Below are 22922 nucleotides of genomic sequence, written 5' to 3' on the forward strand. Positions count from 1 at the left end.
CTGACCTGACGGTTCGATCCAGACGGCTGACCGATGTCCCCAGGCACCCTACATCGCAACAGTGAAAGCGAAGTCTTGCCGCAGCGCGTGCTGCTGGTGGAGAACTCGCGCACGTTCACCAGCATGCTGCGCGAGGCCATCGAGCAACGCGTGGAGCTGCCGGTCACGGTCGTATCGACCCTGGCCGAAGCCGCACGCGTGCTGGACGAAGAAAGTGGCTGGTTCCTGGTCCTGACCGGACTGGTGCTGGTGGACGGCGACCGCGACAAGGTGGTGGAGTTCTTCCTCTCGCGCAACCTGCCCACCGTGGTGGTCAGTGGCGTCTACGACGAAGACCTGCGCCAGCGCGTGCTGCAGCAGCAGATCATCGATTACGTGCTCAAGAACGCGCCAGGCAGCATCGAATACCTGGCCTGGCTGGTGCAGCGCCTGGAGCGCAACCGGCGCATCGGCGCGCTGGTGGTGGACGACTCGTTGTCTGCACGCACCTATGCTGCGGCGTTGTTGTCGATGTATGGCTACCGCGTGGTGCTGGCTGCCGACGGTGCTGCCGGCCTGCAGGCGATCGAACGCGACCCCGGCATCCGCCTGACCATCGTCGACCAGGAAATGCCCGGCATGGAAGGGGTGGAATTCACCCGCCGGCTGCGTGCGATCCGCTCGCGCGACAAGGTGGCGGTGATCGGCATCTCCGGCAACAGCGATTCGTCGCTGATCCCGCGTTTTCTCAAGAACGGCGCCAACGACTTTCTACGCAAGCCGTTCTCGCGCGAAGAATTCTTCTGCCGCGTCTCGCAGAACGTGGACCAGCTGGAGCTGATTGGCACGCTGCAGGACCTGGCCACCCGTGACTTCCTCACCGGCCTGCCCAACCGGCGCTACTTTCTGGAGCAGAGCCAGCGGGTGATTCCCAAGTTGCTCTCGGAAGACCAGACCGTCACCGCGGCGATGCTGGATATCGATCACTTCAAGCACATCAACGACACCTGGGGCCATGAAGCCGGCGACCAGGCGCTGCGTGCGGTGGCAGCCTCGGTGTCCGGGCACGCCCGCCCGCAGGATCTGGTGGCCCGCTTCGGCGGCGAAGAATTCTGCCTGCTGGTTCCGGGGCTGGACGCCGCCAACGCCACGAGTTATTTCGAAACCCTGCGCGAGCGCATCAGTGCCCTGCGCGTGCGTATCGGCGACGAGACGCTGAGCATGACCGTGAGCATCGGCGTGTGCATTGCCACCCAGCGCGACCAGTCGCTGCATCACCTGCTGGGCGAAGCAGACAAATACCTGTACCTGGCCAAGGCCGGCGGCCGCAATCAGGTGCGCCTGGCCAGCTGAGCCGCAGCGCTGGCTTGATCCAGATCAACGCGCCGGGCGCGCGTGGTGGCTATCCTGCGCCCATCGCATTGGGCAAGGCATATCGATGGCACTGCTGGTCTGGCAGGACGAGCTCAACACCGGGATCGAGGTGATCGATCACCAACACCGCCGCATCGTGGAGATGATCAATCACCTGCAGGTGGCGCAGACCAGCCTGCAGCGGCTGGCGGTGTCGGAGGTGATCGACGAATTGATCGACTACACGTTGTCGCATTTCGCCTTCGAAGAGGAGCTGATGGAAGAAGCCGGCTACCCCTTCAGCCACGCCCACCAGCGCGTGCACGCGGTGTTCGCCAAGCGCGTTGACGACTATCGCTTGCGTTTCCAGGCGGGCGAAGATGTCAGCGACGAACTCCGCAACATGCTCTCGCGCTGGTTGTTCAACCACATCCGCGGCGACGACCAGGCCTACGCCCCACAGGTGATCGCGCACCTGGATCAATTCAGCCGCACCCATCAACACGGCAGCTGGCTGGGACGGACGCTCAAGCGCTTGTTTCGCTGATGTATCGCGTGGCTGAGCCCGCGTAGGAGCGCGCTTGCGCGCGACGGGGCGTTATCGGTAATGCCCCATCGCGCGCAAGCGCGCTCCTACGGGCATGTAAACCTTCGTCGAGCATCATGATGCATTACTGTGCGCGCTCCCTTGGCGCATCATCTCAATCAGAACAAGCAGCCCTGGTAGGAGCGCGCTCGCGCGCAACCAACCGTCGTCGGTAACGCCCATCGCGCGCAAGCGCGCTCCTACGGATATGTGGCCCATCTTCTTCAGCGCCACGGTGCATCAACTGCGCGCTCGCTCTCGGCGCATCATTTCAATCAGAACCAGCAGCCCTGTTAGGAGCGCGCTTGCGCGCGACCAACCGTTATCGGTAACGCCCATCGCGCGCAAGCACGCTCCTACGGAAGCGTGGCCCATCTTCTTCAGCGCCACGGTGCATCAACTGCGCGCACGCTCTCGGCACACCATTTCAGTCAGGACCAGCAGCCCTGGTAGGAGCGCGCTCGCGCGCGACCAACCGTCGTCGGTAACGCCCATCGCGCGCAAGCGCGCAAAACGCGCGCCTACCTCAGCGTCGCGATCGACGTGCCAGCATCAACGCAAACAGGCTCAACACCGCTGCACCGCCGAGGTAATAACCCACCGCCTGCACGCCGTAGCGTGCGGCCAGTTGGGTGGCCACATACGGTGCCGGTGCCGCGCCCAGGATGCTGGCTAAATTGAACGACAACGACGCGCCGGTGTAACGGACTTCGGTGGGATACAACTCGGCCAGCAAGGTGCCGCAGGGCCCATAGGTCAGGCCCATGAAGAAGAACCCCAGCGACAAAAACGCCAGCACCTGCAGCGGGTGATTGGCCTGGAACAACGGCGCGAACGCCAGGCCGAAGGCCACGATCGCCACGCTGGCCAGCATCATTGCCAACGGCGCGCCGTGGCGGTCGCCGAACTTGGCTGAGATCGGAATCCCAAGCGCGAAAAACACGATGCCGGCCATCTGCAGCAGCAGGAACTGCTCCTTGTCGTAGCCCAACGTCTTGGTGCCGTAGCCCAGCGCAAACACCGTCATCAGGTAGAATAAGACGAACGTTGCAAACGCACCCAAGGTGCCGATGATCAGTGCAGGCCAGTGCTGCGCAATCACCGTGCCCAGCGGCAGCCGCACACGGGTGTTTCGATCCAGGGCTTTCTGGAAGTCCGGAGTTTCGGTGATGCTCAGGCGCACCCACAGACCGGTGAGCACCAACGCGGCGCTGGCCAGGAAAGGGACGCGCCAGCCCCAGCGCATGAACTGCGCATCGTCCAGAAGTGCGCCCATGCCCAGAAAGGTGCCGGTGGAGAGCAAAAAACCCAGCGGCGCGCCCAATTGCGGGAACATGCCGTACCACACGCGCTTGCCGGGCGGCGCGTTTTCGGTCGCGAGCAGCACCGCCCCACCCCACTCGCCGCCCAGGCCCAACCCCTGGCCGAACCGGCACAGCGCCAGCAGCAACGGCGCGAACACGCCAATTTGCGCGTAGCTGGGCAGCAGCCCGATCGCCACAGTGGAAATGCCCATCGTCAGCAGTGCTGCCACCAGGGTGGCCTTGCGCCCGACCCGATCACCAAAGTGCCCGAACACCGCCGAGCCCACCGGCCGCGCGATGAAGGCCACCGCGAACGTCGCCAGCGACTGCAGCATGGCCGCGCCGCCATCGCCGGCCGGGAAGAACAACGTGGGGAACACCAGCACCGCCGCGGTGGCGTAAATGTAGAAATCGAAGAACTCGATGGTGGTGCCGATCAGGCTGGCGAACAGCACGCGCGCAGGCGAATTGATAGGCGTGGCGAGCGGCGTGGCGGCAGTCATCGAGGATCGGCATCCGTTGGAAAGACGGCCGATTCTCGCAGATCACACCGGGGTGTTGCGCAGCCTCCGCCAGCGCGCAAAAGTTGCATGCGTTACCGAACCACACACAGTGCGCTGCGTGTCACGGTTGGTCCGGAATCGTCCGGGTGAAGAACGACGCCGTATTGTGTCGAAGGCGAGACGGAGACGCCTGTAGACACGCGCTGTGCCTGGAGACGTCAGCTGCACTCAACACGGAAGAGGTGCATCACCGAAGACAATGCTGATCAACACGTTGTGCATCTGAAATCGCCCAGCCCGGCGCGCGGCAGGTAAACCTCACCGCGCCTGCAACGCCACACTGACCACGTTTCGAGATACGCGCAGCCGCACACTCCGCCCCTGCAGCGAAGAGCAAACGCCTAGTACTACCCGTCCGCCAACGACCCACGCTGCGCATGCGCATCCACACCCGCTGGCGTCAGCACTGCAAACTGGCGCTCGCTGCGCTCCTCCACCCGGATCCAGCCCGGGCCCGGCTGGCCATCCAGATTGGCGCTGCCCAGCCAGGCCAGCGTGCGCAGCAACACGCTCATGCGCACGCCAAGCTGCTTGCACAGCCGCGCCAGCGATACGCCCTCGGGCGCATCGGCCAGCGCGTGCAGCAGCTGCGCGGTGAGGTGTGGATCAGCGGACAAGCACCGCTCCGATATCACGCGGCGCGGCATCGGCAGTTTCTGCGCGATGCGGCAACACCACCACCGGGATCGATTTGGACGTGGGCGTGCGCGCTTCGTCGGCAAAGCTCGACAGCGGCACCAACGCGTTGGTCTCCGGGTAATACGCAGCCAGGCAGCCGCGCGGGATGTTGTAGTCCACCAGCAGGAAGCGCCGTGCCTCGCGGTGCACGCCGTCCTCGCACAGGCTTTCCAGGTCCACCCAGTCGCCAGCCTTCATGTTCAACGCCGCGATATCCGCGCCGTTGATGAACAGCACGCGACGCTCGCCGAACACACCGCGGTAGCGGTCGTCCAGGCCATAGATGGTGGTGTTGTATTGGTCGTGCGAACGCGTGGTGGCCAGCGTGAACACCATCTGCTCGCCCCGGCTGCGCCGCGCGCGATGGATCGGGTTGTCGGTAGGCACCGCATGCGGCTTGAACACCGCGCGTTGCTCCGGCGTCACCCACTGGCGGTCGCGCGCGGTATTGGACAGGCGGAAGCCGCCCGGCGTGCGCACGCGCTGATTGAAATCCGCGAAGTCCGGGAACACCTGCGCGATCAGATCGCGAATGCGGTCATAGTCGCCCACCAGCCAGCGCCAGCGGATCGCGCTGCGCGCGCCCAACGTGGCCTCGGCCATGCGCGCCACGATCGCCGGCTCGGATAGCAAATCCTGCGACGCCGGCGGATTGATGCCGGCCGACAGGTGCACCATGCTCATCGAATCTTCCACGGTGACGCCTTGCGAGCCAGCGTCCTGGATGTCGATCTCGGTCCGCCCCAGGCACGGCAGGATCAATGCATCCTTGCCGTGCACCAGATGGCTGCGATTGAGCTTGGTGGTCACGTGCACGGTCAGCTCGCAATTGCGCAGCGCGCGGTGCGTGGCGTCGGTATCGGGCGTGGCCGCCGCGAAGTTGCCGCCCATCGCGAAGAACACCTTGCCGCGCCCGTCCAGCATCGCCTCGATCGCACCAACCGTATCGAAACCGTCCGCACGCGGCGGGTCGAAGCCGAACACCGACTGCAGCGTGTCCAGGAACGTGGCCGGCGGCTTTTCGTAGATCATCATCGTGCGGTCGCCCTGTACGTTGCTGTGGCCACGCACCGGGCACACGCCTGCGCCGGGGCGGCCCAGGTGGCCGCGCAGCAACAGCAGGTTGGTGATCATGTGGATGGTGGCCACCGAATGCTTGTGCTGGGTGATGCCCATGCCCCAGCAGGCGATCACGCGCTCGGCCTTGAGGTAGATCTCGCCAGCCTTGCGCAGTGCGGCCTCGTCCAGGCCGGACTCTTCGACGATGGTGTCCCAGGCTTCCGCATGCACGTCGGCAGCGAACGCGTCGAAGTTGGCGGTGTGCGCGTCGATGAACTCCAGGTCCAGCAAACGCGGCGTGCCATCGCGCTGTGCCTGCGCATCGCGCTCCAGCACGTGCTTGATCATGCCCTTCACCGCGGCCAGGTCGCCACCGATCTTGAGCTGGAAATAATCCGAGGCGATGCGCGTGGAGCCGTTATGCAGCATCTCCAGCTTGTCCTGCGGGTCGGCAAATTTCTCCAGCCCGCGTTCGCGCAGCGGATTGAACGCGGCAATCGCTGCGCCACGCTTGGAGGCCTGGCGCAACTCGCCGAGCATGCGCGGGTGGTTGGTGCCCGGGTTCTGGCCGAAGATCAGGATTGCATCGGCCAGCTCGAAATCGTGCAGCGACACCGTGCCCTTGCCCACGCCAATCTGCGAGCGCAGCGCGGTGCCGGATGGCTCATGGCACATGTTCGAGCAATCGGGGAAGTTGTTGGTGCCGAACTCGCGCACGAACAGCTGGTACAGAAATGCCGCCTCGTTGCTGGTGCGCCCGGAGGTGTAGAAGATCGCCTCGTCCGGCGTGGCCAGGCCATTGAGATGCCCGGCGATGTGCGCGAATGCGTCGTCCCAGCTCACCGGCACGTAATGGTCGGTGGCCGCGTCGTAGCGCATCGGATGCGTCAGGCGGCCCTGCCCTTCCAGCCAGTAGTCGCTGTATTGCGACAGCAGGCTCACGCTATGCGAGGCGAACAACTCCAGCCCGGCGCGGCGCGCGGTGGATTCGGCCGCCACGGCCTTGGCGCCGTTCTCGCAGAATTCAAAGGTGGAGGTGTGATCGCGATCCGGCCACGCGCAACCCGGGCAATCGAAGCCGTCGGGCTGGTTGGCGTGCAGCAGCGTCTTGGCGCCCTGCACCGCGATGTCCTGTTCCATCAGGTGTTTGGCCACCGAGCGCAATGCGCCCCAGCCGCCCGCGGGATTGTCGTACTGCTTGATGGTTTTCTTGCTCATGCGGGCTCTCCCACGGCAACGCCCAGGTCCAGGCGTTGAGGATGGCTGTAAACAACACAATCGTGATCGCGGGCAAACCCGATCAGGGTCAAACCCGCACTGTCGGCCAGACTGATCGCCAGCGCAGTGGGTGCCGAAATCGCCGCCAACAGCGGGATTCGGGCCTGCGCAGCTTTCATGGCCATCTCGTAACTTGCGCGGCTGGTCACCACCGCAAACCCTTGCGTTGCATCGACGCGTGCACGCGCCAACGCACCGATCAACTTGTCCAACGCGTTATGCCGGCCCACGTCTTCGCGGACCAACTGCACCATGCCCTGCGCATCGGCCCAACCGGCCGCATGCACCGCGCCGGTCTGTGCGGCAATCGGCTGCCGCGCGTGCAGTGCATCCAGCGCGCGCGCCAACGCGTCGACATCGATGCGCAATGCCGACTGCAGGACCGGCGGCACACGCAACACTGCTTCGATCGACTCGTTGCCGCACACCCCGCAACCGCTGCGCCCGTCCAGATTGCGCCGCCGCTGATCCAACGCGGCCGCGCGCTCGGGCGGGATCTCGATCTGCAGCGAGGCGCCTTCCAGAAAGGTGTCCACCGCCACCACCCGCAGGTCCTGCGGGTGGTCCACGATGCCCTCGCTCAACGAAAACCCCAGCGCGAAATCTTCCAGGTCTTCGGGGGTGGCCATCATCACTGCGAACGGCACGCCGTTGTAGTTGAAGGCGACCGGCATTTCGGCCGCCACCATGTCCTGCACGGTGGCGCTGCGGCCACCGCGATGGCGGCGGACCGTGCGCACCACACTGCCGGGGCGCACGGGAGTGGAAGGCTGGCCGGTCATCTCATCTCAATGAAACAGCACGAAGGCTTTTTGCAGCGTGACCCAGATGCCGAACGCCATCGGGATGCCCACTGCCAACCACGCAAACGCCACCAGCGCAGGATTGCCGCCGTGGCCGATGCGCGCCATGTCTTCTGGCGCCAGCACGGCCTGCCCACTACGGTCCACCTTTTCGTGGGCCAGCTGCTTTTCGCGCGCCAGTTCGTCGGGCGTCATGAAGTGACGCGCGGCTACCGGGCGCACCAGCAGGTTGCAGATCAGACCAAGCACGAGCATGCCGGCGAGGATGTACATGGTGGTGTTGTAGACCTGTGACGGCGGGCTGCCGTGCGCCAGCTGGTACTCGCGCATGTAGCCAACCACCACCGGGCCGAGGATGCCGGCAGTGGCCCAGGCGGTGAGCAGGCGGCCGTGGATGGCGCCGACCATCTGGGTCCCGAACAGGTCGGCCAGGTACGCGGGAATGGTGGCAAAGCCGCCGCCATACATCGACAGGATGATGCAGAAGATGCCTACGAACAGCGCGATACCACCCACGCCGCCGGCTGACGGCGCCGCCGCATACAGGCAGATGCCCAGCAGGAAGAACAGCGTGTAGGTGTTCTTGCGGCCGAGCTTGTCGGACATGCTGGCCCAGAAGAAGCGGCCACCAATGTTGAACAGGCTCAACAGGCCGGTGAAGCCAGCCGCGATCGCGGCGATGCTGGCCAGCTGCGCGGCGTCGAGGCTGCCGAAGCCGGCATCCACACCGATCAGACGGCCGCCGAACACTTCCTGCAGCATCGGAGAGGACATGCCGATCACGCCGATACCCGCCGAGACGTTGAGGCACAGCACGCCCCACAGCAGCCAGAACTGCGGAATGCCCCAGACCTTTTTCACGTGCACGTGGTTGGCAGTGATCATGGCGTTGTTGGAAGCCACCGGCGCGGTCCAGCCGGCCGGCGTCCAGCCGCTGGGCGGCACGCGGTAGCCGAAGGCGCCAGCCATCATGAAGACGAAATACAGCGCCGCCATCACCAGGAAGGTTTCCATCACGCCCACCGAGGTGGGGGTGGCGAAGTGGCGCATCAACGCATCGGCCAGCGGGCTGCCGATCATCGCGCCGCCACCGAAGCCCATGATCGCCATGCCGGTCGCCATGCCGCGGCGGTCGGGGAACCATTTGATCAGGGTGGACACCGGCGAGATGTAGCCCAGGCCCAGACCAATGCCGCCGATCACGCCCGAGCCCAGCCACAGCATCCAGATCTGATGGAAGTGGATACCGGCCGCGGAAATCACCAGGCCGCCGCACCAGCACAGTGCCGAGACCACGCCGGCCTTGCGCGGGCCGGCGCGTTCGAGCCAGCCGCCCCAGATCGCTGCAGAGCAGCCCAGCAGCACGAAGAACAACGTGTACATCCACTGCAGTTCGCTGATCTTCCAGTCGCAGGTGGTGGCCACCATGCGCGCGAACAGGCCCATGTCGGCCGGGCAGGCGATCGATTCGGTGATGCCCAGCGCCTTGGACAACGGCAGCCAGAACACGCTGAACCCGTAGGCCATGCCGATGCACAAATGAATCGCCAAGGCAGCCGGCGGCACCAACCAACGATTAAAACCAGGCCGCGCCACAATGCGCTCCTTGGACAACAAACCGGCATCTGCGCCGTTGGCGTTTGCCACGGTGGACCCTTGCGTCATGCGTATTTCCCCTAACTGACTGATGTGAAGTCCATTGATGGCTGCGATCGATCTGCGCGATCCGATGGGTGCAGCGGCGACGCTCGGGTCCGTCTGGTGGTCGTCTCGCGCATCATCGACGATCACCACCGGTTTGCAACGCTTTACAGCGCGCCAAAGCGTCTCAAAAATCTGCCGCGCGCGGCCGCACGCAAGCGTTCCTTGAGGTTAGCGGCCGACGCTGCGACTAATTGACTAGTCCCTATGGATTAGGCGTGCGGCAGCCACGCGGCCCGGGTGCGCCAGGTGCGCGCCGCTGTGGTTCCAGATGACGCAGCTGCTGCCGTAGAGTCGGCCCATCCCCGCCCCGGAGCCTGCGATGCACGACCACCCTTCGAGCGATGCCGCCCAGGCGGCGCAGACACCCGCGGCGATGGAGGCGTTCTGGATGCCGTTCACGGCCAACCGGCAGTTCAAGGCGCGCCCGCGCCTGCTGGCCTCGGCCGCAGGCATGTATTACCGCGACGTGGAGGGCCGGCAGATCCTGGATGGCACCGCGGGGCTGTGGTGCTGCAACGCCGGCCATGCGCGCGAGCGCATCGTGGCGGCGATCCGCGCGCAAGCCGGCACGCTGGATTTTGCGCCCACCTTCCAGATGGGCTCACCGCTGCCGTTCGCCCTGGCCGAACGGCTGGCCGCGTTGGCCCCGCCGGGCCTGGGCCATGTGTTTTTCACCAACTCCGGGTCGGAGGCCGTGGATAGCGCGATGAAGATCGTGCTGGCCTATCACCGCCTGCGTGGCGAGGGCCAACGCACCCGCTTCATTGGCCGCGAGAAGGCGTACCACGGGGTGGGCTTCGGCGGGATGTCGATCGGCGGGCTGCCCAATAACCGCAAATGGTTCGGCCCGCTGCTGGCCGGCACCGATCATCTACGGCACACGCTGGATCTGCAGCGCAATGCGTATTCGCGCGGCCTGCCCGCCTTCGGGGTGGAGCTGGCCGACGACCTGGAACGGCTGATCACCCTGCACGACGCCTCCACCATCGCCGCAGTGTTCGTCGAACCGGTGTCCGGCTCGGCCGGGGTAATCCTGCCGCCGGAGGGCTATCTGCAGCGGCTGCGCGCCATCTGCGACCGCCACGGCATCGTGCTGGTGTTCGACGAGGTGATCACCGGCTTCGGGCGCGTGGGCGAGGCGTTCGCCGCGCAGCGCTTCGGCGTGACCCCGGACCTGATCACCGCCGCCAAGGGCCTGACCAGCGGCACGGTGCCGATGGGCGCGGTACTGGTGGCCGATGCGATCCACGATGCCTTCATGCATGGGCCGCAGGCGGCGATCGAGCTGTTCCATGGCTACACCTATTCCGGACATCCGCTGGCCTGCGCCGCAGCCCTGGCCACGCTGGACACCTACGCCGAAGAACAGCTGTTCACGCGGGCAATTACGCTGGGGCCGCAGTGGGAGGAGGCGTTGCACAGCCTGCGCGGGCTGCCGCACGTCATCGACATCCGCAACATCGGGCTGATTGGTGCGATCGAGCTGGCGCCGCGCGAGGGTGCGCCGGGGGCGCGCGGCTATGAGGTGTTCGAACGCTGCTTCCACGAGGGCGGCCTGCTGGTGCGTGTCACCGGCGATGTCATCGCGTTGTCGCCGCCGTTGATCGTCACCCCCGAGCAGATCGGACAAATGGTGGAGACACTGGCCGCGATCCTGCGCAAGGTGGATTAAAGGCCTTGCCGTGCGAGCGGCCGCTCGCATCGGCGTGCCGGCGCGCTGACTGGCCAGTGCGTGCCACCCGGCCGCGCCATGGCCGGCCGCCCTGCCCGCCACACGGCGACGTCCCGTGCCGCTACGCCCCTTACTGCGACTAATAAAGACCCCGCAGCAGGCGCCCGCGTGTCATGCCAACGGGCGCCACGTCAAGCGCGCAAAGCCGGGGCAGGCTCACTACAATGCCGGCCCCGCTCCTCCCGCAGTTGCCGCATGAACATCGTTGTCAAAGAAGAACTCAAGGCCTACATCGACCCGCTGACGCCCGACGAGCACGAGGCGCTGGAGCGCAGCCTGCTGGCCGAAGGCTGCCGCGATGCGCTGGTGCTCTGGGGCGAGGTGCTGGTGGATGGGCACAACCGCTACGGCATCTGCCAGAAGCACGGTTTGCCGTTCCAGACCGTGCAGAACCCGCGCTTCCAGTCGATGCAGGACGTGCATCTATGGATGATCGAGCAGCACCTGGGCCGGCGCAGCGTGTCGGACTTCCAGCGCGGCGTGCTGGCGCTGCGCAAGCGCGAGATCCTGGCGGCCCGCCAGCGCAGCCAGCGCGATGCCGATGCCGCCGGCAGCCCCCCGGAAGCAAACGATGCCGAGCTCAACGTCGATACCCCCGACGCCGCAGCGCGCCCGGCTGAGGACCTGGACAGCCCGCCGTGGGAGGAGACCTCCACCCCGGTCAGCCGCGCCGAGCTGGCACGCGAAGCACGCCTGAGCAGCAACCAGGTGACCATGATCGAGCGCATCCACAAGCAGGCCGCGCCGGAAGTGGTGCAGGCGGTCAAGGCCGGTGAGATTTCGATCAGTGCCGCCGCCGCGGTGGCCACCTTGTCCGAAGACGAGCAACGCGCCGCCGCCCACGCCGGCAAGGCCGAGCTGAAGCAGGCCGCCAAGCGGGTGCGCGACGCCAAGCGCAAGCCCAAGCCGGACGAGGCCGAAGGCGGCGAAGCCGAACGCCGCGACGTCAAGGCGTTGCAACGGCGCGTCACCGAACTGGAAAACGAGAACGCCGCCCTGCAGACCAAGGTCGCCGCGCTGCAGGCACAGCTGGAGCGGCTGCGCGGCTGAGGCCGTGGTGGCAGGTCTCCGGTCTTCCATAGGAGCGCCCTCGGGCGCGAGAGGCCTTGCCCGGTAACGCCCCATCGCGCCCAAGGGCGCTCCTACGTAAGTCATGCGTGCTCTGGGAAAACGTAGTGCCCGTGTTGCATGCGCTGGTGGAGCACCTGCAGCTCAGCCGCGCGCTCAAGACACCGTAATCCCGTAGGAGCGCCCTTGGGCGCGATGGGGCATTCCCGGTAACGCCCCATTGCGCCCAAGGGCGCTCCTACGTAAGTCACGCGTGCTCTGAGAGGACGTAGTCGCTGCTGCATGCAAGCTGTTGGAGCACCTACAGCTCAGCCGCGCGAGCGCTTAAAACACCGCAATCCCGTAGGAGCGCCCTCGGGCGCGAGGGCATTCCCGGTAACGCTGCTCGCGCCCAAGGGCGCTCCTACGTCGATGTGGGGGCTTTGAGAGACCAAGGTCGCTCACGCAGCTGAAACGCGCGACACACCGTAGGAGCGCACCCGGGCGCGACGGGTTTTGCCGTGAATGCCCTCGCGCCTGCGTGCGCCCCTACCGCCACCACACAGCGTGGACATGCCCTCGCATCCCGACTGGGTACACTTCGCCGATGGAACCACGCGTCAGCGACACCCGTCCGATCGATCCCCGCCGCGCACAGCTGCAGCGCATGAAACTGCTGGCAGTGGCCCTGTTGTTGGCCATGTTCGCCGGCTTCGTCGTCAGCCACCTGATGGGCGAACACGGCATTTGGGCCTGGGTGTCGGCATTCTGCGAAGCGGCCACCGTCGGCGCGCTGGCCGACTGGTTCGCGGTGGTGGCCCTGTTTCGCCGCCCAATGGGCTTGCCGATTCCGCATACCGCGATCCTGCCGCGTGGCAAGGAGCGGCTGGCCGATGGGCTGGCCGGCTTCGTGCGCGACCAGTTCCTGGCACCGGACGCGCTGATGGAAAAGCTGCGCGTGTTCGACCCCGCCAGTCGCCTGGGCGAATGGCTGTCCAAGCCGGAACAGGCGCGCATGCTGGCGCAGATGGCGCGCGGCTGGCTGCTGCAGGCCTTGAACCTGCTGGATGAAGAAGCCGTCCGCCGCGCGATCCAGCGCTTCGTGGTCGACCGCCTGCGCAAATGGAATGCCGCCGCCACCGCCGGCGATGTGATGGCCTTGCTCACCACCGATGGCCGCCACCAGAAGTTGCTCGATGAAGTGCTGCTGCGGCTGGGCCAGTGGCTGGACGAAGAAAAGGTGAAGACGCGCACGTCGGCGCTGATCGTGCGCTACGCACGCCGCGAGTGGCCCAAGCTGGTGGGCACGGTGAACTGGGTCAAGCCGATCGAAGAGATCGGCGACAGCCTGGCCGATCGCATGGCGCGCGCAGCGATCGACGAACTGCAGGACATCCTCACCACGCCCGAGCATCCAATCAGGCTCGACTATGAGGCGTGGCTGCAAACCTACATCGCCCGCCTGCGCGAGGAGCCGGAGATGGCCGCGCGCGTGGAAGAACTCAAGCAACGCGCGATCGAGCACCCTGCCCTGCAGGAATACGTGCAAGGCCTGTGGAGCGAGATCCGCGAAGCGCTGCGTAATGATCTGGCGAAGGAAGATTCCTCGATGGCCGCGCACATGGAGCGCTCGATGCAGTCGCTTGGCCAGTCGCTGTCACAAGACCCGTCGCTGCGCGAAGCACTCAACGTGCACATGCTCGATGCAGCCGACAAACTCACCACGCGTCTGCGTGCATCGGTCACCGAGCACATCGCATCGACGATGAAAAGTTGGGACGAACGTCACCTCGTCGAACAATTGGAATTGGGGGTCGGCCGCGATCTGCAATACATTCGCTTCAACGGAACGTTGGTGGGTGGATTGATCGGACTTGCGCTGCACGCCTTGTCGATCTGGCTGTCGTTCTGATGCTGCAACCGCAGCGGTGACCATCACGCACGTGAATGCACTAGCCGTGTGGTGGCCGTGTGTGGTTTGCTGCGATACGTTGCATCACACCGCAAGGCCGGCATCGCGTCGACCGCGGTAGGACGCAAGGCAACAGGCAAGGCAAAGGAAGAAACATGCCGCACGGCCGCTGGGATTTGCGCAGGAAATACGGACGCCGTGCCTCCATCGGCGCCGTCCTGCTGCTGAGCGCAGGCCTGATCGCCGCATTCCTGGTCGGCTTCGCGGTGCATCGGCATAACGAGCTGGAGCGTGAGCGGCGCTTCGATCTGGTGATGCACGCACTTGCACGCAATATCACCGAGCGCATGTACACCTTCGAGCATGGCCTGCGCGGCGCGCGCGGTGCGGTGATCGGTGCCGGCAGCGATGTGATCAGTCGAGACCGCTTCACCCGTTACAGCCGCTCGCGCGATTACCCGCGCGAATTTCCAGGCGTGCTCGGCTACGGCTACATCCATCGCGTTGCCGCCGCCGATGAAGCGGCCTTCCTGGATGCCGCACGCGCCGACGGTGCGCCCGACATCCATCGCCGGCTGCTGGCGCCATGGGATGGCGAGCGCTACCTGGTGCTGTATTTCGAACCGGAGTCATCCGGTAACCGCCCGCTTGGGTTGGATGTTGCGTCCGAGCCACGCCGGCGGACCGCAGCGATCGCAGCCGCGCGCAGCGGCCAGCCGACCATGACCTCGCCGGTCTCGCTGTCGGGCTATCAGATTCCCAGCGAAGGCGGCTTTTTGGTGTTGCTGCCGGTCTACCGCGAAGGCATGCCACTGCAGACACCGCAGCAGCGCATGGACGCCACCACCGGCTGGGCGTACGCGCCACTCAGCGTCAAACAGATGCTGGAGAGCACCCTGGGCGACCGCGATGATGTTGCGATGAGCCTGAGTGATCGCGAGGACACCCAGCACACCTTCTACCGGAGTGGCATTGCCGCGCCGGAAAGCATGCACCGCGCTGCACACACCCAGCTGCTGCCGATCTATGGCCGCACCTGGGTGCTCACCGCGCGGCCCACGCTGCACTTTATTGGCTCGCTCAACCAGAACTCGCCGTGGCTGATGGGCAGCCTGGTGCTGGGCACCGCCATTCTGCTGGCTGCGCTGCTCGGGCTGTATTTCAGTAACGGCCTGCGTCGCGAAGAAGTGCTGCGCAAGCAGATGGAACTGGCCGCCTTGGTCAGCCATTCCAGCGAAGCGATCGTGGCCGAAACACCAGACGGTGAGATCACGCACTGGAACCCTGCAGCCGAGGCCATGTTCGGTTATCCGGCCGATGTGGCGATCGGCCAGGATCTGACCACGCTGCTGTCGCCGCAACCTTATGCCATGCCGCAGATCGACCAGGACGAGGCACCGCCGGTCGCAGCCGTCTCCGCCGCGCAGACCATGCGCCACCGCGACGGGCATCAGGTGTTCGTGCTGGCGAGCAAGGCCCCGATCATCGAGCACGACAATGCGGTCAGCGGCCACTCGCATTTCTTCCGCGACATTTCCGAGCGTGTGCGCTCGCATCAGCGTATTGTCGATCTCAACGCCTCGCTCGAGCATCAGGTGGCCGAACGCACCAGCGAGCTGGTGCAGTTCTCGGTGCTGCAACGCGCGATCCTGGCGCACGCCGGTTACGCCATCATCGCCACCGATTCCAGCGGTTTTGTCACCCTGTTCAATCCAGCCGCAGAAAAACTGCTTGGCTACAGCGCCGACGATGTGATCGGCCGGCGCAAGGCCAGCCAGTTCATTGAAGCGGACGAACTGCAGGAGCGCGCATTGCGGCTGGCCGAACAGACCGGCACGCCGGTCGCCGGCACGCTGGAAGCGGTCGCTGCGCTCACCAGCCTCGGCCGCAGCGACACCAGCGAATGGACCTATGTCAGCCAGGACGGCCGTCGCCTGCCTGTATTGCTCACCTTGAGTACGTTGCGCGACGACAACGACCAGGTGATCGGGTACCTGGGCGTGGCGGTGGATCTCACCGAGCAGAAACTGCACGAAAAGCAGCTGCGTCTGGCAATGGACGCGGCCAGAAGCGCCAACCAGTCCAAATCGGATTTCCTGGCCAACATGAGCCATGAAATCCGCACGCCGATGAACGCCATCCTGGGCATGCTGTACCTGCTCCAGCGCAGCGAGTTGCCGGGCGCCGCGCAGGACATGGTGACCAAGATCGACCGCTCGGCGCGGTCGCTGCTGGAGATCATCAACGACATCCTGGACTTCTCCAAGATCGAGGCCGGGCGCATCGATCTGGAGCGCGCTCCGTTCGACCTCAATCAATTGTTCGACAACATCGCCGACCTGATGCGCTCCTCGCTCAGCGCCAAGCCGGTGGAGATGATCGTCGAGCCGTTGCCGCGCGAATGCCGCTGGCTGCTCGGCGATGCGCTGCGCATCAACCAGGTGCTGGTCAACCTGGTCGGCAATGCGATCAAGTTCACCGAACAAGGCGAAGTGGTGCTGTCGGTGCGCCGCTTTCCCAGTGGCGACCCCAACAAGATCAAGCTGCTGTTCTCGGTACGCGATACCGGCATCGGCATCTCCAAGGAAAAGCAGAGCCTGATCTTTTCGCCGTTCCTGCAGGCGGATACGTCCACCAGCCGCCGCTACGGCGGCAGCGGGCTGGGCCTCACCATCAGCCGGCGCTTGATCGAACTGATGGGCGGCGCGCTGGAAGTGGAAAGCGTGCCCGGGCGTGGCAGCGAGTTCTATTTCGTGATCACGCTGGAAAGAACCGATCCACCCAAGGCCCAGCAGGAAGCCGCGCTATTGCCGCCCGAATCCATGCCGCGCGTGCTGATTGCCGACGACCACGATGCGGCCTTGAACAACCTGGTGCGCATCGCCACCGAGCTGGGCTGGCGGGTGGATGCGGTGGCCAGCGGCCAGGCGGCGATGCAAGCGATCGAAGACGCCACCGAACCGTACGACATCTTCCTGCTGGACTGGCGCATGCCCGACATCGACGGCGTGGCGATCGCGCGCCAGGTGCGTGCCCGCGCCACACCGGGCCGGCATCCGGTGATCGTGATGGTCACCGCCTACGAACGCCGGCTGCTGGAGCAACACCCCGAGCAGCAGGACCTGGATGCGGTGATGACCAAGCCGGTGACCAGCGCTGCGCTGCATCGGCTGGTGGAACAATTGGTCGACGAGCGCCCCAACGCGCGGCCGAGCACGCCAACCTTCGTCGCGCGGCGGCTCGAGGGCGCGCAGCTGCTGCTGGTGGACGACAGTGAGATCAACTGCGAAGTGGCTCAGCGCATCCTCGAAGGCGAAGGCGCCATGGTCACCGTGGCTCACGACGGCGAGCAGGCGGTGAACACGCTCAAGCGCGCGCCGGATCTGTTCCACCTGGTGCTGATGGATGTGCAGATGCCGGTGGTGGATGGTTACGAGGCCACCCGCCGCCTGCGCCAGATTCCATCGCTGGCCAGCCTGCCGGTGATCGCGCTGACCGCCGGCGCCTTCCGTCCGCAGCAGGAAAAAGCGCTGGAAGCAGGCATGAACGGTTTCATCGCCAAGCCCTTCAACGTGGAGGAACTGGTCACCGCAATCCGGCACTTCCTGCAGCCCGGCAGCCGGCGGGTGTCCTCGCTGCCGCACGAACGCGCGCCGGCCGAGGGCCCGGAGTGGGCGCACACCGATCCGCTGCTGCTGGATGCCGCACGCGCGCAAAGCCTGTGGCGCGAGCGCGAGCCGTACGAGCGCTACCTGCTCAAGTTGCTGCGCGACAACTCCGACCCGGCCGAGACCGCCGCCGCGCATCTGCGCAACAACGAGCTGCCGGCGATTGGCGCACTGGCGCACAAGTTGCGTGGCGCCGCCGGCTCGCTGGCCCTGCCTGCCCTGGCCGGCGCGTCGGGCGATCTGGAATCGCGTGTGGAACAGGGCCACGACCTGACCGCCGCACTGCTCGCGCTCAAGGACACCATGGCGCAGACCACCGCGGCCATCCACGCCTTCCTGCAGACCAGCCCCAGCACGCAAGACGCCGGGCAAACCGGTGCCGCCTTGGACGACGACAGCGCGCTGATCCTGGAAAACGCGCTGCGCAGCGATGATGCCGACAAGATCGACCACGCGCTGCTGATCTGTGCCCCGCGTCTGCCACCGCCGTTGCAGGAAGACCTGCAGCGCGCCGTGGACGACTTCGATTTCCGCCGCGCCGAAGCCACCCTGCGCGATTGGCAAGCCAACCACCCACGCTGACCGTGTCCCCGTACCGGTTCGCAAGGACTCCGCATGCCAGCCCGTCCCCTGCTCTGTGTCGACGATGAATCCAGCAATCTGGCCACGCTGCGCCAGTTGCTGCGCGACGACTACCCGCTGGTATTTGCCAAATCCGGGGGCGAAGCACTGGATGCGGTGGCCCGGCATGCGCCGGCGCTGATCCTGCTGGACGTGGAACTGCCGGACATGGATGGCTACGCAGTGGCGCGCACACTCAAGCAGGACCCGGACAGCACCGCCATCCCCATCCTGTTCGTGACCTCGCGCAGTACCGAGCACGACGAGCGCACCGGCCTGGAGGCAGGTGCCGCCGATTACGTGAGCCGGCCCTACTCCGCCGCCTTGCTCAAGGCGCGCATCGCCACGCATCTGACCCTGGCCGAAAACGCGCGCCTGGCGCAGCAATACCGCGACGCCATCCATCTGCTGGGCACCGCCGGCCAGGGCCAGGACGCGGACACCGGCGCGCATATCTGGCGCATGGCCGCCTATGCGCGCCTGCTAGCGGAGAAAGTCGGCTGGCCGCCCGCGCAGGCACAGCTGCTGGAAGATGCCGCGCCATTGCATGACGCCGGCAAGATCGCCGTGCCCGGCAGCATCCTGCATAAACCCGATTCCCTGGACGAGCACGAGCGCGAGGTGGTGCGCCAGCATCCACAGGTGGGCCACGATCTGCTGCGGCACGGCCGCGGGCCGCTGTTCCAGCTGGCTGCCGATATCGCCCTGCACCACCACGAATGCTGGGACGGCAGCGGCTATCCGCAGGGTGTGGCGGGCGATGCCATCCCCGAAGCCGCACGCATCGTGGCGGTGGCCGATGTGTTCGATGCCCTGTGCGGGCGCCGCGCCTACAAGGCGCCGTGGGCGGTGGAAGATGCCATGCGCAAGCTCGACAGCATGGCCGGAAAACAGCTGGAGCCGCGCCTGGTGCACGCGTTTCGCGATGCCCTGCCGCAGATGCTGCAGATCAAGGACGCCTGGGATCGGGAGCGTTGAGAGCTGGGAATCGGGAGTTGGGAATCGGGAATGGGGGGGCACTGGGGGCGTTTTTGATTTTGGTGCTGTAGCGCGCGCTCGGATTTGCCAGGCGGTGTGTCTGTCATGCGAGATGGCGAGAGCTCGGGCGATCGCTGGCCAACGGTCTCGCCTAGTCGAGCAGGCGCTTGCAAACCGCCACGTTGCGCACGCAGTGTTGCCGGGTACGTGCTTGAACCATCTGGCCGGCAGGCGGACAATGCCCATGTTGCGCCGCACAACACCGTGCGACGCGGGCCGCTCCAGCTGTCGCACCGTGCTGTTGCAGCGGCCCCGCAACCGAGACTCCGATGTCCTCCAGCGTGTCCGAGGCCGGCGCAGCGCCGGCGCCGCGTTATCCCGATTACCGCATCATTTCGCTGATCCTGGCCTGCGCCATTTTCATGGAGCAGATGGACGCCACGGTGCTGGCGACGGCACTGCCGACCCTGGCGCGCGACTTCGGCGTGGCCGCGCCGGCGATGAGCATCGCCATGACCAGCTACCTGCTGGCGCTGGCGGTGCTGATCCCGGCCAGCGGCGCGATCGCCGACCGCTTCGGGCTGCGTCGCGTGTTCAGTGCCTCCATCTGGGTGTTCATCGGCGGCTCCATCCTGTGCTCGCTGGCCGACAGCCTGCCGACGATGGTGGCCGCGCGGGTGCTGCAGGGCGCAGGCGGCGCGATGATGGCCCCGCTCGGGCGGTTGATCCTGCTGCGCACCGTGGAGCGCCGCCATCTGGTGTCGGCGATGGCCTGGACGCTGGTGCCGGCCTTCATCGGCCCGATGCTGGGGCCGCCGCTGGGCGGGTTCTTCGTGTCCTACCTGGACTGGCGCTGGATCTTCTACATCAACGTGCCGATCGGCATCGCCGGCTTTTTGCTGGTGCGGCGCTTCATTCCCGACATTCCCAGCGAATCTGCGCCCGCGCGCTTCGATCTGCGCGGCTTCGTGCTGTGCGGCACCGCCCTGGGCTGCCTGTTGTTCGGGCTGGAAATGGTCAGCCAGGAAGATGGCATTCCGCGCGCCAGCTGGCTGCTGGCCATCGGTGGTGCCACGGCGCTGGGCTATCTGTGGCATGCGCGCCAGCATCCGGCGCCGTTGCTGGATCTGAGCCTGCTGCGGATCGACTCGTTCCGGCTGTCGGTGATCGGTGGCGCGCTGATGCGCATCACCCAGGGCGCACATCCGTTCCTGCTGCCGCTGCTGTTCCAGATCAGCTTCGGTTTCAGCGCCGCGCACAGCGGCCGCCTGATCCTGGCCACCGCGCTGGGCGCGCTGCTGATGCGCAGCATCACCCCGCAATTGCTGCGCCGCTTCGGCTACCGGAACAGCCTGATCGGCAACGGCGTGCTGGCCAGCCTGGGCTACATGGTGTGCGCGCTGTTCCGGCCAGACTGGCCGCCGGCGCTGATGTTCGGTTTGCTGCTGTGCTGCGGGGCGTTCATGTCGTTCCAGTTTGCCGCCTACAACACCATCGCCTACGAAAACGTGCCGGCCGCGCGCATGAGCCGCGCCAGCAGCCTGTACACCACGCTGCAGCAATTAATGCTGTCGGTCGGTGTGTGCGCCGGCGCAATGATCCTCAAGCTGGCGATGCTGGCGGGCGATCATCTGCAGCCGCAGCAACGCGATTTTTCGCTGGCTTTCTGCGTGGTCAGCCTGATCTCGCTCAGCGCCACGTGGTGGCACGTGCGCTTCGACAAGCATGCCGGGCAGGAAATGAGCGGGCACCGCGCCTGAGCCTGCGTCGCCGTGGCGAACGCACTGCACTTGGCTGAGCGCGCGCCTGTCATCGCATGATGGCTGATCAGGCGCGCGACGCTGCGGTGGTTGCGCGCCTGCAGGCCGCAGCAACCAGCACCCCAGATCACAGCACCGTGCAACGCCCCGCCAGGCCGGACAGCGCAACGTCGCTGATCACCGCCGTTGGCGCAGCGCAGGCCGCAGCGATGATCGCCACTTCAAAGCCAGCGGCGTCCGGCGACAGCGCGGTATGGGTGATGCAATGCTGCGTCATCATGCCGGCTAGCTGAATCGCTGCGACATTCGCACCGGCAAGCGTCTGTCCGAGCGAGGTGCCCAGGAAGCTATCGGCCTGATGCTTCTCGATCACCGTGCAGCCTTCGAGCGCCGCGGCAATCGCCGGATGAAACTCGGCGCCCACGCTGCCATCGGCAAGGAACGGGCCATCGCCCGGTGCGGTGTGCCGGATGCCGATCACCACGTGGCCGGCCTGCTTGGCCTGCGCAATGTGCTCCAGGGCGCTGGCCAATGCCTGCTCGCTGTTCTCGAGCGGGAAACGGCCACCGGGGAAGTAATCGTTCTGGATATCCACCACGATCAATGCAGTGCTCATGTGTTGCTCCTCGAATGTCAGGGGGTTACCGGGTGTGGCCAGCCACACGCCGGTGTCAGCGGCGCAACGGGATCTCGGTGACGCGCAGCGGCACGAAAGCAGCAAGCAGCGGTTGATGTCGCTTCCGAAATCCACCGCCACAGCTTGACGGCGACACCCCGGCACCGATACTGGCCTGCGAGACCAACATCGATGAGATCGGGCCATGCGCGTGCAACGTTCAGTCCCCCCTAACCCTGCGCCGCTCTCGGTCGTGGTGGTGGCGCCAGCGGGCATCAGTCCCTTTCATCTGTCGGTGCCGATGATGATCTTCGACCTGCAGCCGGACGATTGCCCGCTGTTTACGCTGCGCATCGCCGCCGAAGACACGCGTGTCGCGCTGGCCGGAGGCCAGGTGGGCGTCACGCCGGACGGCGACCTGAGCCTGCTGGATCAGGCGGACGTGCTCATTGTTCCCGGCTGGGCCGATCTGGACCGTGCTCCCAGCGCCGCACTGCGCGCCGCGCTGGTCGCGGCGACTCAGCGCGGCGCGCACGTGGTGGGCCTTTGCTACGGTGCCTATGCATTGGCCTATGCGGGCCTGCTGGATGGAAAACTGGCTTCGACGCATTGGCATGCCGAGGCCGATTTCCACCACCGCTTTCCGCGCGTTCGGCTGGACATGAATGCGCTTTACGTCGATGAGGAGCGCATCGTGACCTCGGCCGGAACCGGTGCGGCGCTGGATTGCTGCATGTATCTGGTGCGCAAGCTGTGTGGCGCGCGCCAGGCCAATGCGATCGCACGCATGATGGTGCTGTCGCCGCATCGCGATGGTGGCCAGGCGCAGTACATCGATCAGCCCGTGCCCGCCTCGCCACAGGATGCGGCCCTGAGCCGACTGCTGGACTTCATGCGCGCGGATCTGCAGCAGGATCATTCGCTGGATGCACTGGCCGAGCGTGTGGCGATGAGCCGGCGCTCGTTCACCCGCCGCTTCCACCAAGCCACCGGCATGACCGTGGGCGAATGGCTGGGCGCCGAACGCTTGCGGCGTGCCAAGGATCTGCTCGAATCCACCGCGCTGTCGATAGAGCAGGTGGCCGAACGATCCGGTTACAAAACTGCGGTGTCGTTCCGGCAGCGCTTCAACCAGGCATTCCAGACCAGCCCGCGCGAATGGCGCAAGCGATTCACCCTGCTAGAGCAGGAATCGTTGCGGGTTTGAACAAGGCGTTTTCTGCGCATCGTCATGCGTTGCGTGACACGGATGCCGCGCAAAAAAAGCGCCTGCAACTGCAT

15 protein-coding genes are annotated in these 22922 nt (G+C 65.9%); 9 read left to right on the forward strand and 6 right to left on the reverse strand.

Annotated elements, in window-relative coordinates:
- The first annotated feature begins 33 nt into the window (after positions 1 to 33).
- Both QRM60_RS06455 and QRM60_RS06460 read left to right on the forward strand, forming a co-directional pair.
- Positions 34 to 1332 (forward strand): diguanylate cyclase, encoded by a 1299-nt coding sequence (locus tag QRM60_RS06455; protein WP_012438097.1) that lies wholly within the window; start codon positions 34 to 36, stop codon positions 1330 to 1332.
- 85 nt (positions 1333 to 1417) lie between these two features.
- The gene (locus QRM60_RS06460; protein ID WP_115556242.1) at positions 1418 to 1879 is read left to right on the forward strand and encodes a bacteriohemerythrin; all 462 of its coding nucleotides are present in this window, start codon (positions 1418 to 1420) and stop codon (positions 1877 to 1879) included.
- Between the two features lie 565 nt (positions 1880 to 2444).
- Here QRM60_RS06460 and QRM60_RS06465 read toward each other — a convergent pair.
- The 5 genes from QRM60_RS06465 to QRM60_RS06485 all read right to left on the reverse strand — a co-directional run bounded on the left by QRM60_RS06465 (position 2445) and on the right by QRM60_RS06485 (position 9268).
- Positions 2445 to 3725 (reverse strand): MFS transporter, encoded by a 1281-nt coding sequence (locus tag QRM60_RS06465; protein ID WP_057672238.1) that lies wholly within the window; start codon positions 3723 to 3725, stop codon positions 2445 to 2447.
- A gap of 407 nt (positions 3726 to 4132) precedes the next feature.
- Positions 4133 to 4402, reverse strand: a complete 270-nt coding sequence (locus tag QRM60_RS06470) for a hypothetical protein (RefSeq protein ID WP_040941168.1) — start codon at positions 4400 to 4402, stop codon at positions 4133 to 4135.
- On the reverse strand, positions 4392 to 6740 hold the full coding sequence (locus tag QRM60_RS06475) for an FdhF/YdeP family oxidoreductase (protein ID WP_115573126.1): 2349 nt from the start codon (positions 6738 to 6740) through the stop codon (positions 4392 to 4394). The genes QRM60_RS06470 and QRM60_RS06475 overlap by 11 nt, the downstream gene beginning before the upstream one ends.
- On the reverse strand, positions 6737 to 7582 hold the full coding sequence (gene fdhD / locus QRM60_RS06480; RefSeq protein ID WP_011037498.1) for a formate dehydrogenase accessory sulfurtransferase FdhD: 846 nt from the start codon (positions 7580 to 7582) through the stop codon (positions 6737 to 6739). Before fdhD ends, QRM60_RS06475 begins: the two co-directional genes overlap by 4 nt.
- 6 nt (positions 7583 to 7588) lie before the next feature.
- Positions 7589 to 9268, reverse strand: a complete 1680-nt coding sequence (locus QRM60_RS06485; protein WP_042597737.1) for an OFA family MFS transporter — start codon at positions 9266 to 9268, stop codon at positions 7589 to 7591.
- A 358-nt stretch (positions 9269 to 9626) separates the two neighbouring features.
- On the opposite strand from QRM60_RS06485, the gene QRM60_RS06490 reads away from it, so the two are divergent.
- The 6 genes from QRM60_RS06490 to QRM60_RS06515 all read left to right on the forward strand — a co-directional run bounded on the left by QRM60_RS06490 (position 9627) and on the right by QRM60_RS06515 (position 21025).
- Entirely contained in the window at positions 9627 to 10979 is a 1353-nt protein-coding gene (locus QRM60_RS06490) for an aspartate aminotransferase family protein (protein WP_115556246.1), read from the forward strand.
- A 255-nt stretch (positions 10980 to 11234) separates the two neighbouring features.
- On the forward strand, positions 11235 to 12089 hold the full coding sequence (locus QRM60_RS06495) for a plasmid replication/partition related protein (protein WP_042597741.1): 855 nt from the start codon (positions 11235 to 11237) through the stop codon (positions 12087 to 12089).
- 604 nt (positions 12090 to 12693) lie between these two features.
- Entirely contained in the window at positions 12694 to 13998 is a 1305-nt protein-coding gene (locus tag QRM60_RS06500) for a DUF445 family protein (RefSeq protein WP_012438094.1), read from the forward strand.
- A 155-nt stretch (positions 13999 to 14153) separates the two neighbouring features.
- Positions 14154 to 18248: a CHASE domain-containing protein gene (locus QRM60_RS06505; protein WP_285445822.1), complete on the forward strand. Its 4095-nt coding sequence runs from the start codon at positions 14154 to 14156 to the stop codon at positions 18246 to 18248.
- Positions 18249 to 18281: 33 nt separating this feature from the next.
- The gene (locus tag QRM60_RS06510; RefSeq protein WP_042597746.1) at positions 18282 to 19265 is read left to right on the forward strand and encodes an HD domain-containing phosphohydrolase; all 984 of its coding nucleotides are present in this window, start codon (positions 18282 to 18284) and stop codon (positions 19263 to 19265) included.
- Between the two features lie 329 nt (positions 19266 to 19594).
- Positions 19595 to 21025, forward strand: a complete 1431-nt coding sequence (locus QRM60_RS06515) for a DHA2 family efflux MFS transporter permease subunit (RefSeq protein ID WP_042597748.1) — start codon at positions 19595 to 19597, stop codon at positions 21023 to 21025.
- A gap of 127 nt (positions 21026 to 21152) precedes the next feature.
- On the opposite strand, the gene QRM60_RS06520 is transcribed toward QRM60_RS06515, so the two are convergent.
- Positions 21153 to 21641: an isochorismatase family protein gene (locus tag QRM60_RS06520; RefSeq protein WP_042597750.1), complete on the reverse strand. Its 489-nt coding sequence runs from the start codon at positions 21639 to 21641 to the stop codon at positions 21153 to 21155.
- A 205-nt stretch (positions 21642 to 21846) separates the two neighbouring features.
- Here QRM60_RS06520 and QRM60_RS06525 point away from each other — a divergent pair, with 205 nt between their 5' ends.
- A complete protein-coding gene (locus QRM60_RS06525) occupies positions 21847 to 22848 on the forward strand; it encodes a helix-turn-helix domain-containing protein (RefSeq protein WP_285445823.1) in 1002 nt (333 codons plus the stop codon).
- Positions 22849 to 22922 lie beyond the last annotated feature (74 nt).

It is taken from the genome of Xanthomonas sp. fls2-241-TYG-148, assembly GCF_030208815.1.
Classification (GTDB): domain Bacteria; phylum Pseudomonadota; class Gammaproteobacteria; order Xanthomonadales; family Xanthomonadaceae; genus Xanthomonas; species Xanthomonas campestris.